Raw genomic sequence first — 14,032 nt, 5'->3', positions numbered from 1 at the left:
ATTTATGAAAGCCAGTCAATTTTTATTTGCCACTCTAAAAGAAACCCCAAGCGACGCTGACATCGTCTCAAGCCAGTTGATGGTGCGCGCCGGTCTTATTCGCAAAATCGCCTCGGGGCTTTATATCTGGTTGCCCATGGGGCTACGCGTCTTGCAAAAAGTCGAACGTATTGTTCGTGAAGAGATGCAAAACGTAGGCGCTCAAGAGGTCCTGATGCCGATGACGCAGCCCGCTGAGCTGTGGCAGACCACCGGGCGTTTTGATGACTATGGTCCTGAGCTATTGCGCTTTAAAGACCGTCACGATCGGGATTTTGTGCTAGGCCCGACGCACGAAGAGGTCATCACCAATCTGGCCCAAGGCGAGCTTCGCAGCTATAAGCAGCTACCGATTACCTTCTTTCAAATCCAAGGGAAATTCCGCGACGAGATTCGTCCCCGCTTTGGCGTGATGCGCGCGCGTGAGTTCACCATGAAAGACGCCTACTCCTTCCATGTCGATCAAGTTTCGCTCGCAAAGACTTATCATGATATGTATGAGGCTTATACGCGTATCTTCACCCGCTTAGGCTTAGATTTCCGTGCGGTACAAGCGGATACCGGCTCTATCGGCGGCTTTGCCTCGCATGAGTTTCATGTGTTGGCTGACAGCGGTGAAGATGATATCGCTTTTTCTGACTCCTCAGACTATGCGGCCAACGTCGAGCTTGCCGAATCTATCTCATTTAATATGGCTGAACGCCAACAGCCAAAGCAAGAGCGCGAAGACGTGCTCACCGAAGGCATGACCACTTGTAAGATGGTGGCGGAACACTTAGATATCCCGCTTGCCAATACCGTCAAAACCTTGATCGTCCATGGTCATAAAGAAGATGGCACGCCGCAGCTGATTGCGGTGGTACTACGCGGTGACCATCAGCTTAATACCATCAAAGCTGAGAAAATCGAAGAAGCCAACGTGCCATTGACCTTGGCCTCTGATGAAGAGCTAAAAGCCGCTGGCCTGCATAAAGGCTATATCGGTGTGGATTTGGATATGCCGGTATTTGTCGATCGCTCAGCGGCGACCTTGTCAGACTTTGTGACAGGCGCGAATAAAGTGAATAAACATACCATCGGCATGAACTGGGCACGTGACGCCAGCATTACGCGTATCGTTGATGTGCGTAATGTGCAAGAAGGCGACCCTTCTCCTGATGGTAAAGGCACGCTCAAAATCAAACGCGGCATCGAAGTCGGTCATATCTTCCAGTTGGGCGATAAATACTCGCAAGCGATGAACGCAACCGTCTCTGGTGAGGATGGCAAGCCTGTGACCATGATGATGGGCTGTTATGGTATCGGCGTCAGCCGTATCATCGCAGCAGCCATCGAGCAAAATAACGACGAAAACGGCATCATGTGGCCACAAACGCCGACCGTTGAGGACTCTATTGCACCTTTTGAAGTCGCTATCATTCCGATGAAGTCTAAAGAAGAAACCGTCATGCAAACGGCCACCGCGTTATACGAAGAGCTAAAAGCGCAGGGCATCAACGTATTGCTAGACGACCGTAACGAGCGTCCAGGGGTCAAGTTTGCCGATCTTGAGCTGATTGGTATCCCGCATCGCATCGTGGTTTCTGACCGTAATTTGGCCGAAGGTAAATTTGAGTACGTCAATCGCCGTGAATCAGAAAAACAAATGCTCAGCCGCGAAGAAGTCATGGCAAAAATAAGTAGCAAATAGTTTTATTAGTAAAACCTATGCGATAAAAAGCGCCTATCTTATTCAATAAGACAGGCGCTTTTTTGTATCAGCCAAGTTATTTTAAACGATGGCTCTACTGGCGCAGCAAACGACTCGGCGTCGGCAACAAACTCATATCACTGACGCGGCAAGGATTGATATCGATACCGCCGCGGCGGGTGTACCACGCACGAACCATCAGTTCACTTGGCTGATAGTGTTGGCTCAAGTCAGCAAATATCTGCTCGACGCACTGCTCATGAAAACCATTGTGCTGACGAAAGCTTAATATGTAGCGCAGCATATTGGCCGTATGAATGGGCTGCTCCGTTGTGATTGACACAGCTAATGTACCCCAATCCGGCTGATTGGTCACCGGACAGTTACTACGTAGCAAATTAGAATAAAAACGATAAGGCTGAGTGCCATCACTTATCACACTCTCACCACGCGCCTCTGCTTCATCACGCAGCAATGACGCATCGGGATGCGCACACAGTGTTACCTTTTCGCTACTATTTGCCAAGGCATCATCAATACAGACGCCATCAGGCTGAGCAATGTGCAGCCCTGATGTCGCGCCGTCTAAGCGAAACAACTCAACGGTTACCTGAGCTTGCACGCAGGCTGATAAGTCTTTGGCTATCAGCGCTTGCACGTCGTCCCAGCTGGCAAACTCGGTAAAATTTAGGCTGTTTAAGTAAAGCTTCAACGATTTTGACTCGACAATAAATGGCGAGCTGGCAGGAATAGCAAAGCGCGCAATGGCAACTTGCGAGACGCCTTGCTTATTTAACCAAGACATCTCAAAGGCTTGCCACCAGTCCACCCCCACCGCTAATTTATCGTCTTGCCAATCAATCGCGTCACGACCCAGACTGCGCGCAATCGGATATAGCGTCTCTGGACTATACTGCGTCGGATAATCGGTGGTTTGCTCACCTAAAATGCCGTGTATGCTCATTTACTTTCCTACTATTTAGTCGTTAAACCCTAGCTGCTCAACCGACAGCGCTTTGGGCATCGCTATCGCTTCACACGCTGACCACTACAAGCGCACGCGTGAGCCATTACTCAACAAACGATAAGCGATGGTATAAAATATCGCACAGAATACAAAAATCGCCGCCATCGAGTACCAAACGTTGACGTCAGAATACCCCAAAATACCGTAGCGGAAGGAGTTGACCATATAGACAATCGGGTTCAATAACGAGACGTTTTGCCAAAACGGTGAGAGGTTTTCCATCGAATAAAACACCCCGCCAAGATAAGTAAGCGGCGTCAATACAAAGCTTGGAATGATAGAGATGTCATCGAACGAGCGAGCGAATACCGCGTTGATAAAGCCGCCCAATGAAAACAAAATCGAGGTGCCAAGGACGGTAAACACCGTAACAAACAAGTGCTCGATACCCAAATCGGTAAAAAACAACGCCACAATCGAGACAATCAAACCGATCGCCAGCCCGCGGAAAATACCACCGCTGATATACCCCATCAAAATCGCATGCTTGGAGACCGGTGAAACCAAAAGCTCCTCAATACTGGCGGTAAACTTGGCGCTAAAAAAGCTTGAGACAACGTTGGAGTAACTGTTGGTGATAATCGCCATCATGATTAGACCAGGCACGATAAATTGCATATACGGCACCCCGCCCATCTCACCGACACGTGAGCCGATCATCTTACCAAAGATGACAAAATACAGGCTCATGGTAATGACAGGTGGCAGTAGGGTCTGCGGCCAGATACGCAGGATTCGGCGCACCTCTTTTAGCCAGATGGTACGAAAAGAGATCCATCTTTTATTCCACGACATGGTTTTGTGATAGTCGATGGTCTGATCTTGATCCACGGCCTTTTGACTCATAATCCCGCCTCCTTCATACTGTCTGCACTTTGAATGTTTTTTTCTACCAAGCGCATAAATAGCTCTTCTAAGCGGTTGGCTTTGTTGCGCATACTGGCCACCGTAATGCCCTGAGCAGATAATTGGTTAAACACACCGTTTAGCGACTCGCCTTCTGTCAAGGTTACCTCTAGGGTCTGCTCATCAGGCTGCGACAACCCTGTCACCCCATCCAGCTCTAGCGGCTGGGTCAACGGGGCTTCAAGATCAAACACAAATGTCTCCACCGACAATTGAGCGAGCAAATCTTTCATTTCGGTATTGATGCGTATCTCACCATGGTCCAAAATCGCAATGCGTTTACACAGCTGCTCTGCTTCTTCAAGATAGTGAGTGGTCAAGATAATGGTGGTTTTTTCTTCGATATTGATCTGCTGCATAAACTCCCACATAGAGCGGCGCAGCTCGATATCGACCCCAGCCGTCGGCTCATCCAAAATCAATAATTTTGGTTTGTGAATCAAAGCACGAGCAATCATCAGACGACGTTTCATCCCGCCAGATAGCTCGCGTGATTTACTGTTGCGCTTATCCCACAGCCCAAGCGCGGTCAACAAGCGCTTGGCTCTTGGACGGGCTTCTTTGGCCGGGATACCAAAATACCCTGCTTGGGTAATCAAGATGTCTTGGACTTTTTCAAATTGATTAAAGTTAAACTCTTGCGGCACCACGCCAAGATACTGCTTGGCCAACGCTGGGTTTTCGAGCAAATCGGTGCCAAAGATTTTGACACTACCAGTGGTGGGTTTAAAAAGTGAGCTAATAATGCCAATCATCGTTGACTTACCAGCACCGTTTGGCCCCAGCAGCGCAAAAAAACCACCCTGCGGGACGGTTAAACTGACATCTTTGAGTGCCGAAAACCCATTACCATAGGTTTTGGATAAATTCTGGATAGCAAGTGCTGGTACCTCAGACATGAATACCTCTTTATTGATTATCGATGTAAAAGCGTTTGAGAAGAGAAAAACAGCTAAATGAGACGATGTAATCTCATAAAATGAGGCTACTAAGGTCGGATTTCAACGGTGCTATACCAGAACCATCCGTTTGATAATACTCATCATAAAAAAACGCCTACCTCATAAAATGAAATAGGCGAGTTATAGGCTTTATACATATAGCTTACAGATACATATAATTTGCGGCAAGTCGCTCACGACAAGTCAATAGACCGTGACAGGTTACGGATGCCTATTTAATCTACATCAGGCACCCCAAGCCGATAAAAGCAACTGTTTAGCTTGCTTGCTCAACCATATAATCGACAGCGTTTTGGACTTCTTCATCAGGGATATCCGCACCGCCTTTGGCAGGCATAGCGTTAAAGCCATTGATGGCATGGGTATATAGGGTGTCTTTACCTTTTGAGATACGTGGACCCCATGCGCCAGCATCGCCTAACACAGGTGAGCCAAGTAGGCCTGCACCGTGACATGTCTGACATACCGCATTATACACAGCTTTGCCGTCGCGAGGGCCATCGCCAGCGGCTGGGCCAGCAGCGCGCGCGGTCACGTCACACACTTCGTCGTCTTCGAAGCAGACTTTGGCAACTGGCTGAATACGAGCAATCAAGTTTGGATATAGCGCGATCAGCTTTTGCACTTGCGGCGTATCTTGTGGAATCTCTTCTTCGGCGGCAGGTGCGGCAGCGGCAGTTTCTACTGCGTCATCTGCTTGACCATCTTCTGAGGCCGCAGCGTCAGTCGCAGCGTCGCCATCAGTGGTATCTGCAGCAGCTTGTGGGTCATCGCCCAACTGCTCAGGTGCGTTTTCCACCACTTCCTGCGCTTCTGCTACATCAGAGACAGTCACAGGCGTGTCTACAACACTTTCAGCTTGGCTCACCGCGATACTAGCGATTCCTAGAATGGCAGCTGCCGATAACATAACTACTTTTCTCATTCGTCACGTTCTCTTATTACGTATACAAAGGCTGGCACGGCTCGGACATTCTGTCTGTCCTCCTTTGACGACCTCTCGTCATCAATAGCAAATAGCCATCCCGCGTGCCAGCACACTTGCAATCGGTGATTATAAATATGAATTCTCCCTGACATTATAAGGGAAAAGGCGGGTAGATTGCCATGCTTGTTTAATGACTATCCTGTTTTTTCTTAAAAAACCTCAATCTCTGCCTTCGTTTATTGGCTTTCTGACTTTTATTTGTTAGACTAAGCGGTCTTGATTTTTAAGTCTGTTTTATGCGCTCGTAGCTCAGTTGGATAGAGTATCGGTTTCCGAAGCCGAGGGTCGTGGGTTCGATTCCCGCCGAGCGCACCAATCACTATGTTTCATCCTTCCTTAGCATTACCTCATACTTCTAAAGTCCTTTAATCTCAACACTTCAAATCTTTTGATATTATTTATCATGACCTAGTAGCTTTTATCAAGTGTTGTTAAATGTACTCGCAGCTTCTGGCTTGTTATTCGTCACGTGACTATTTAAGCCGCCTCTGTTAAACGGTCAACTTGTTAAATGACCAGCTCTAAAAAACTCTCTTTTAGAATACCTACTTGCTCTTTATCCACTGATACAAGCGCCGCCTACTCTGCCTCTTGCAAATGAGTAGCGAGCTGGGCGCGGCTGGGCACGCGGTGATAATTGATCACAGAAATATCGCCCAAACGGCGCTGGCCGGCTGCCAGTGTTTTATCAATGGTAATCATTGCCACTTTTTTATTGTGTTTACGGATGAGCAAATGCTTGGCTTTACGCGTGACTTGATAATCAGGAAAAAACTGCTTAAACAGCACTGAGGTTTTTTGTAGCGCGTCATTGGAGGGCAGCTGGTTTGATTGCTTACCACTGCGCCCTGCGTCCGTCTTTGCACCACGTGATTTTGCCAATAGCCACAAGGCGGCAATCACAGTGAAGAGTATGACAAGCCACCACATTCCGTCTATCATAAGAAAACATATCCATCATTAATAAGGGTTGGCTCATGTTAGCAGAATTAACACCCGCACTCATAGCAGAAGTAGAGCGTGCAGCACAACTGTTGAAATCGAAATCACGTATTTGCATTTTGACTGGGGCTGGTATTTCTGCAGAAAGCGGCATCCCAACATTTCGAGATAAGCAAACAGGGTTATGGGAAAACTACGGCGTCGAGGATTTGGCAACCCCTGAGGCCTTTACTCGTGATCCAAAGCTTGTATGGTCGTGGTATCAGTGGCGCAGGCAGTTGGTGGCTGATAAAGCACCAAACCCAGCGCATCATGCATTGGCTCAGTGGCAGTATCATACGCAAACCTCCGATCAAACAGTGACACTCATCACCCAAAATGTCGATGACTTGCATGAACAAGCGGGTAGCTCGGTGACTCACCTACATGGACATCTGTGGCGCAACCGCTGTGGTCAGTGTAATGCGCCTTATCAGGAGCAATCAAGCGCCCCATCCGACCATCAAGACATTATGCAAAACACTATGAGCGTTAATACGCATCTCGATATGAGCTTTGACAACACCTTGCTCACCTGTTCGCATTGCGGTGGTTATATCAGACCAGATATTGTTTGGTTTGGCGAAGCGCTACCTGTGCAGGCGTGGCAGACTGCAGAGGAAGCCGCGGCTAATTGCGAGGTGTTTATCAGTATCGGTACCTCAAGCCTCGTCTATCCTGCTGCGGGATTGGCGCAGTTAGCCAAACAAAACGGCGCGCAAGTTATGGAGATAAACCCCAATCCCACGCCAAACACCATCGTCGATATCACATTTGCAGAAAAAGCAGGCGTGATACTGCCGCCGCTGATAGAAGCGATTACTGATTTATAAGTGCGGCCAATGATATGGTCGAGTCCAAATAAATCGGATACGTCGCTATCAAGTCGCGCAATAAAAAGGGGGAGCGCGTTATATAAAGCGTTCCCCCTTTTTTGACATCGTGAGCCGTGCTTATTGCAGCGCAAGATCCACTCGTGCCAAATACGCTTGTTTTAGATCATCGTCTATGAATGACGCTCTAAAAGAGTTTTTTACCAAAGTGACGATATCGTCTTCTGTCAGCGGCAAGTTTTCTACCAGATTGATAAAGTTTTGATTGATATAACCTTTAAAATACGCAGGGTCGTCAGAGTTAACGCTGACATTTAGCCCATAGTCTAATAGCGTTTTTATATTATGATTTTGATAGCTCTCAAACACCTTAAGCTCGATATTGGAATTCGGGCAAACGGTCAGCGGCATTTGCTCCTCTTTTAGGCGCTGCATCAGTGCCTCGCTATGTATCGCCTGCACGCCGTGATCGATCCTGTCACTGCGTAAAACGTCTAACGCCTCATAAATATAAGAAAAATCTGCCTCTTCGCCAGCATGGGCGACCACTTTGAAGCCAGCATCTTTGGCCTGTCTAAATACTTCTGTAAACTTAGACGGCGGGTTGCCCAGCTCGGATGAGTCAAGGCCCACTCCGACGATATCATCTTTGAATGCCATGGCAGCCTCTAAAGTTTCAAATGCTGCATCTTGCGACAAATGCCGTAAAAAACACATGATGATACAAGAGCTGATACCGTACTCAGCCTTGGCATCTGCCAGCGCTGATTTGATACCATTAATAACGGTTGCAAACTCAACACCTCTTTCGGTATGGGTCTGCGGGTCAAAAAATATCTCGGTATGAATGACGTTGTCTTCGACGCACTTTAGGATATAGGCCCACGTCAAATCATAAAAATCCTGCTGGGTGATAAGGACGTTGGCACCAGCATAATAGATATCTAAAAAGGTTTGTAGGTTGGTAAAGTTATAGGCGCGGCGGACGTCGTCTATGTCTTTATAAGGTATTTGGATGTCGTTTTTTTGCGCCAATCGAAACATCAGCTCAGGCTCGAGCGAGCCTTCGATGTGCAAATGTAGCTCAGCTTTTGGCAGTTTTTTTATTAATTCAATCATAATATCTCAGTAAGGGCGGTTTGTCTTAGGACAGACGATATTATATTTGAATTGACTCAAAAACCCTATAGACAAAACCCTACAGGTGAATAAGTGAGCAGCACAGCGCTTTAAGAATTTAACAAAAGCCTGCTAAGTGAAAGCTCCTAAGTGAAAACATTTAGTAAAAATGCTTAGTAAAAGCATTGAGCAGGCTTTCTTTAAACACCAGCAAGTAAAAACTAGCAAGCTTACTTCAAATACACCACTGTATCAGACAGCTCGTTGCCTGCAGGGTCATGCTCAAGATGATAATACTGCCGCAGCACTTGCCCCACTTCATCTAATAGCTCAAGCAAGCTTTCTTCTGTTTTTTGGTTAGCAATACCAGCGACAGCTTTGTCACACATGGCGCGCCACACTGTCGGGCTGACATGGGCGCTGATGCCGCGATCTGCCACAATCTCTAAACTGTGCTCACAGATATTGACATAGACCAGCACGCCTGTGTTTTCTTCAGTATCCCAAACACGGTACTCACTAAACAAATCAATGGCGCGCTCACGGCAGCCCATATGATAAGCCTGCTGAATAGGAAGGTGGTTTTCGATAATCAAAAACACCTCGCCGCGATGACCACGCTCCGCGCTGGTTACTTTTGCTGTCAAGCGCGCTTTGGCAGCCACTGTCAGCCATTTGCTGTGCATCAAAGGCACAAACAAGACTTGGCGCCACCAGCGGGCAAAGCTGGGATGTGCAGTATTGTTTTCTGCCATTATATTACTTCCTCAAATACGTCGTTGCTCACGATTGTTTTTTCATTGTATAAGGCTACCAAGAGCCACCGGCACCACCGCCGCCAAAGCCACCACCGCCGCCGCCGAAGCCGCCGCCACCAAAACCACCACCACCGAAGCTGCCGCCACTACCGCCGCCCATGCCCGGTAAGAAAACCATGCCACCGCCGCCGCCGCGGCCACCACCGCCGCCTGAGCCACGTGAGATAAGGAACATCCACAAAAATATCGCCATAATGACGGTCATAAAAAATCCGCCACCCAGCGCCAGTGAGCCTGCAAAAAAGCCGCCAGCTGTCAGGATAGAGCCAAACACACGGCCAAATATGTTGGTGATAAAACCACCGAAAATCATCGCCATGATAAACAAAAAGATCGGCGATGGTACCTCGTCACCTCCCTGCTGCGCACTACGCTCTGCCGCTTGGGCATCGGCACGCGCCAGCACCTCAGGATCAGCGCTCAGGCGTGTCTTTAGCGCGTCTACCCCTGCCAATATACCAGCGCCATAATTGTTTTGTTTAAACAAAGGGGTGATGTCTTCTCGAATGATGCGATTGACCGCAGCATCAGGCAACACGCCCTCAAGCCCATAACCGGTCAAAACATACATATTACGGTCATTGACCGCGACAACCATCAGCAGACCATCATCGATATCTTGGTCACCCAGCTGCCATTTTTCTGCCACTTGTAACGCATAGTCAAATATCGGCAGCCCGTTGGTCGTCGGTACAATCACAACCGCCGCCTGCGCTAGACCTTGCTGATAGATGCTCTTAAGCTGCGCCTCTAAGCGCTGTTTTTCTTGCGGATTTAAGATATTGGCTTGATCCACCACAGGCGAATTTAGGATCAGTTTGTCAGCATCGACGCTTTTGGCGCTTGATTGTATCGGCGCAGCAGTCGTTTGCGCTACATTAGAATTGATGGCGTCATTGCTATCTTGATTGTCATTGCTAAGAATGGTTTCGTTGATCGCCTCACTCCCCAATACTGCCTCATTAATGGCTTCATTGGATTCGCCTGCTTTGGCAATTGCCACCAATTCTTCGACACTGCGGCTCTGCACGTTTGAGCCATTATCTACAGCGACCGCATTATCAGCAGCGTCGTTGGGCGCGGCGTGCAGCATCGGTGCACCACCCAGACTCAGTGTAAATAGTAATACTGATAAGATTGCTTTTGAATGATTCATCTAATCTATACCACCTTAAGTGACCGCTGTACTTATTATAAAATTATAAAACACTAAAATTTAGGCTCATAAAAGCCTGGATCATAAACATCAGTGCCACAACCCCTAAAACAAATAAAGCGGCCAACACCGCTTTATTTTATGGCGACTTAGAAGCTACTCAGCGCTCGTGTTCGCCGAGTCACCAAAATCGACGCTTGGCGCAGTCGAAATTGCCTCTTCGTCGGTCACGCTAAAGTTTGGCTTAGTATCCATTCCAAATACTTTGGCAGTGATATTGGTCGGGAACTGACGCACGGTGGTGTTATAGCCCTGCACTTCTTGGATATAACGGTTGCGCGCGACGGCGATACGGTTTTCTGTGCCTTCTAGCTGCGCTTGTAAATCTTGAAACAACGCATCTGACTTGAGCTCAGGATAGCGCTCAGACACTGCCATCAAACGCGACAGCGCCCCTGTCATCTGCTCTTGAGCGGCGGCGTAACGCTCCATCGCTTCTGGGTCGTTTAGCACCTCTGGCGTGACGGTAATGCTGCCAGCACGCGCACGCGCTTCGGCCACTTGAGTAAACACCTCTTGCTCTTGCTCAGCATACTGCTGTACTACCTTGACCAAGTTTGGCACCAAATCTGCGCGGCGCTGATACTGGTTGACCACCTCTGACCACGATGCGGTCACCTGCTCATCTTGCGCTTGCAAATTATTATAGCCGCAGCCGCTGAGGCCGGCACTAGACGTCGCAAGTACCGCTGCTATCAGCATGGGTTTTACCATAGATTTACGTGTCATCATTTCTCTCCTAATAATAAATAACAAAATAATAATAAATATATCGCAACTTATGTATGATCTTTTTGTCGGTCGTGCTGATATACGCCGACCTTGTTTGTCATTTGCTTCTGCTCACACCCTGAATTGGTTTATAACTTATGCTTATATAGGTAGGTTTTATAATTTAATAGACGGGCACTCTAATCAAAAACCTAAAGTCAAAAACCCAAACAGTCACAAGCGCAAGCCGCTTATTTATCTTTCTCTTTTTTCATTTTTTGCGCTAGCTGTTCACGTCTATTCCGCGTCTATTTTTATCATTATAGCTTATAAGATATGGTAGTAATAATGGCGCTATCGTACTGCTATTACAATTCATCGTTACCAAAACACAACCGCGATGTCGCCGGTAAGCAGACGCCTGTATCGTTTTTTAACAAAAAGCTTCTGCTAGGATAAACACAAACATAGGTCTATTCCCTTGCCACCCTTGAAAAAACAGCCTTCTTAAATATGAATATATACGCTTATATATAAAGAAAATTCTAGTAATTAATAGAAAAATATGGCAAATTGCAGTTACGTAGCCGTACGGTTTGAATACATTTGGTAGTGGACATATGGTTTGATTAGTATTAGCAGCCCATCGATAGCTTGATGAAAACGTTGACAAACTGCGTAATACTTACTAAACAGATTTGTTTGTTATTGATCCAATACCCTATCATCGCACCGTGCTGCTCATAGCAAGCCCTGCTATCAGTTTGATGGCTATTTAATTATATAACCGCCTGTTTTGTTTGTGGGTCTACTTATAACGTATCTGAGCCCTTGGTCATTTATACCGTACCTCATGCTCAGACAGCAATAAATCGTAGCCGTGACTGATATGATACAGATAGCGGCGAGCAGTAGAATGCTTTGCTGATCAGCCCTACGGACAAATACAGACAACTACAGTCCATTCTTAGTGGTGACACAACGTATGAGACTGCGCTAGCACAGGTAAGTCGATGCTGATAATTTAACTGCTTAACTTGAATAAGTAAGTTAACCAGTTAGTTTACGCCTAGCATACAGCGCCACTTTGAGACAGTACTAGGAATACATAATATGGAAGGTTTAGTCAGTTTAGCAAATGGAATTATTTGGAGCCCAGCGCTGGTCTATTTATGCTTGGGCGCAGGTCTATTTTATTCCATTATGACGCGCTTTGTGCAAGTTCGTCTATTTGGGGAGATGCTCCGACTGTTGTTTAAAGGCAAGCCAGACAATGATGGTATCTCATCATTTCAGGCACTTGCCGTCTCGCTCGCAGGTCGCGTCGGTATGGGTAACATCGCTGGGGTTGCAGCCGCGATCGGCTTCGGTGGCCCAGGAGCGGTATTTTGGATGTGGATCGTGGCGTTCTTGGGCGCATCTACCGCGTATGTCGAATCGACTTTGGGTCAAATCTATAAAGAGCGCGACGTCGTTACTGGCGAATATCGCGGTGGCCCTGCATATTACTTCGAGCGAGCCCTTGGCCAAAAATGGTATGGTATCTTATTCGCCATAGCCTCTATCGTCGCTTGTGGTGTGTTCTTACCTGGCGTACAGGCCAACGGTGTCATCAACGCTGTCGCGCAGGTCGCAGGTGAAGGCTCGGCGATGACCCTAGCTGGCATAGAGACGGGTACCACGCGCCTGATCGCTCTTGCTATCATTTTGGTGGTTTTAGGCTTTATCATCTTTGGTGGTATCAAGCGTATCGCAACCTTTACTGAGTATGCGGTACCATTTATGGCGCTAGGCTACATCATCCTAGCTCTACTTATCATGTTTACCAATTTCAGCATGATCCCGCAAGTATTTGGCGCAATCATTGGGGATGCCTTTACTGCTCAAGCAGGCTTTGGTGCTGCCATTGGTTGGGGCGTAAAACGTGGTATTTACTCAAACGAAGCAGGCCAAGGTACAGGTCCTCACGCCGCCTCTGCCGCTGCGGTCGATCACCCAGCTCAGCAAGGTTTGGTACAAGCATTTTCAGTCTATGTAGATACCTTGCTTGTTTGTTCTGCCACTGCTTTTATGATCTTATCAACTGGCATGTACAACATCCAAGGCGAGCTGGCTGAAGGGCAGTTTATCGTCCAAAACGTCGCCGCTGATGTTGAGATCAACTCTCCATCATTCACCCAAATGGCGATGGAGTCTGTCTACGGCAACTTTGGTGACACCTTTATTGCTGTCGCGGTATTCTTTTTTGCCTTCACCACTATCTTGGCGTACTACTATATCGCGGAAGTCAATATCTCATACCTGACCCGCTCAATGGGTAAAGGCGCGAGTAAGACAGGTCAGTTTATCGTGAAGCTCGTTATCATGTTTATGGTAGCTTACGGCGCTCTCAACAGCTCAGGCTATATCTGGGGCCTCGGCGATGTTGGTGTCGGTCTTATGGCATGGCTCAACATCGTTGGTATCATCGTTATCTTCTTTGTGGCACGTCCTGCTATCGACATTTTGCGAGACTATGAAGCCCAGCTCAAAGCAGGCGGCGGTACTACTTCTAATAGGTTTACCTTTGATCCTAAGAAGTTTGGCATCAAAAACGCCACCTATTGGGAAGAGCGCCATCTAAAAGAGCAACAAAGAGTGAATGCGGACCCATTACATAAAGAGCCTAAATAATCGCTCGATTGTATTGAATCTTAACAATATAAAAACCCGAGACCAGTGTCTCGGGTTTTTTAGATGTTA

The 14,032-nt window shown here is 47.4% G+C and carries 12 protein-coding genes and 1 tRNA gene; 4 read left to right on the top strand and 9 right to left on the bottom strand.

Going from position 1 to position 14,032, the window contains the following annotated elements:
- The first annotated feature begins 4 nt into the window (after positions 1 to 4).
- Positions 5 to 1,729, top strand: a complete 1,725-nt coding sequence (locus CAP50_RS03265; RefSeq protein ID WP_100749070.1) for a proline--tRNA ligase — start codon at positions 5 to 7, stop codon at positions 1,727 to 1,729.
- 94 nt (positions 1,730 to 1,823) lie between these two features.
- Here CAP50_RS03265 and queF read toward each other — a convergent pair whose 3' ends face one another.
- The 4 genes from queF to CAP50_RS03245 all read right to left on the bottom strand — a co-directional run bounded on the left by queF (position 1,824) and on the right by CAP50_RS03245 (position 5,549).
- Positions 1,824 to 2,693, bottom strand: coding sequence for an NADPH-dependent 7-cyano-7-deazaguanine reductase QueF (gene queF, locus CAP50_RS03260; RefSeq protein WP_100749069.1), 870 nt, complete (start codon positions 2,691 to 2,693; stop codon positions 1,824 to 1,826).
- An 84-nt stretch (positions 2,694 to 2,777) separates the two neighbouring features.
- Positions 2,778 to 3,551, bottom strand: coding sequence for an ABC transporter permease (locus CAP50_RS03255; protein ID WP_075102327.1), 774 nt, complete (start codon positions 3,549 to 3,551; stop codon positions 2,778 to 2,780).
- A gap of 47 nt (positions 3,552 to 3,598) precedes the next feature.
- Positions 3,599 to 4,561, bottom strand: a complete 963-nt coding sequence (locus tag CAP50_RS03250; RefSeq protein ID WP_075102251.1) for an ABC transporter ATP-binding protein — start codon at positions 4,559 to 4,561, stop codon at positions 3,599 to 3,601.
- A 319-nt stretch (positions 4,562 to 4,880) separates the two neighbouring features.
- A complete protein-coding gene (locus CAP50_RS03245; protein ID WP_100749068.1) occupies positions 4,881 to 5,549 on the bottom strand; it encodes a c-type cytochrome in 669 nt (222 codons plus the stop codon).
- 301 nt (positions 5,550 to 5,850) lie between these two features.
- Here CAP50_RS03245 and CAP50_RS03240 point away from each other — a divergent pair.
- Positions 5,851 to 5,927 (top strand) — tRNA-Arg (locus CAP50_RS03240).
- Between the two features lie 264 nt (positions 5,928 to 6,191).
- On the opposite strand, the gene CAP50_RS03235 is transcribed toward CAP50_RS03240, so the two are convergent.
- The gene (locus CAP50_RS03235) at positions 6,192 to 6,554 is read right to left on the bottom strand and encodes a hypothetical protein (RefSeq protein WP_100749067.1); all 363 of its coding nucleotides are present in this window, start codon (positions 6,552 to 6,554) and stop codon (positions 6,192 to 6,194) included.
- Positions 6,555 to 6,589: 35 nt separating this feature from the next.
- Here CAP50_RS03235 and CAP50_RS03230 point away from each other — a divergent pair, with 35 nt between their 5' ends.
- Positions 6,590 to 7,426 (top strand): SIR2 family NAD-dependent protein deacylase, encoded by an 837-nt coding sequence (locus CAP50_RS03230; RefSeq protein WP_100749066.1) that lies wholly within the window; start codon positions 6,590 to 6,592, stop codon positions 7,424 to 7,426.
- Between the two features lie 120 nt (positions 7,427 to 7,546).
- On the opposite strand, the gene CAP50_RS03225 is transcribed toward CAP50_RS03230, so the two are convergent.
- From CAP50_RS03225 to CAP50_RS03210, 4 genes are all read right to left on the bottom strand, one after another.
- Positions 7,547 to 8,545, bottom strand: a complete 999-nt coding sequence (locus tag CAP50_RS03225; RefSeq protein ID WP_100749065.1) for an adenosine deaminase — start codon at positions 8,543 to 8,545, stop codon at positions 7,547 to 7,549.
- Between the two features lie 230 nt (positions 8,546 to 8,775).
- Positions 8,776 to 9,300 carry a TPM domain-containing protein gene (locus CAP50_RS03220; protein WP_100749064.1) on the bottom strand — a complete coding sequence of 175 codons (525 nt, stop codon included), beginning with the start codon at positions 9,298 to 9,300 and terminating at the stop codon, positions 8,776 to 8,778.
- Positions 9,301 to 9,355: 55 nt separating this feature from the next.
- Complete coding sequence (locus tag CAP50_RS03215) at positions 9,356 to 10,519, bottom strand: TPM domain-containing protein (RefSeq protein ID WP_100749063.1); 1,164 nt, start codon at positions 10,517 to 10,519, stop codon at positions 9,356 to 9,358.
- A gap of 156 nt (positions 10,520 to 10,675) precedes the next feature.
- Positions 10,676 to 11,308 carry a LemA family protein gene (locus CAP50_RS03210; protein WP_075102559.1) on the bottom strand — a complete coding sequence of 211 codons (633 nt, stop codon included), beginning with the start codon at positions 11,306 to 11,308 and terminating at the stop codon, positions 10,676 to 10,678.
- Between the two features lie 1,095 nt (positions 11,309 to 12,403).
- On the opposite strand from CAP50_RS03210, the gene CAP50_RS03205 reads away from it, so the two are divergent.
- Positions 12,404 to 13,963, top strand: coding sequence for an alanine/glycine:cation symporter family protein (locus tag CAP50_RS03205; protein ID WP_075102560.1), 1,560 nt, complete (start codon positions 12,404 to 12,406; stop codon positions 13,961 to 13,963).
- Positions 13,964 to 14,032 lie beyond the last annotated feature (69 nt).

This window comes from Psychrobacter sp. L7, assembly GCF_002810365.1.
GTDB classification, from domain to species: Bacteria; Pseudomonadota; Gammaproteobacteria; order Pseudomonadales; family Moraxellaceae; genus Psychrobacter; species Psychrobacter celer.
The sequence above is the reverse complement of the archived record's forward strand: the minus strand, read 5'-3'. Positions and strand labels throughout refer to the sequence as shown.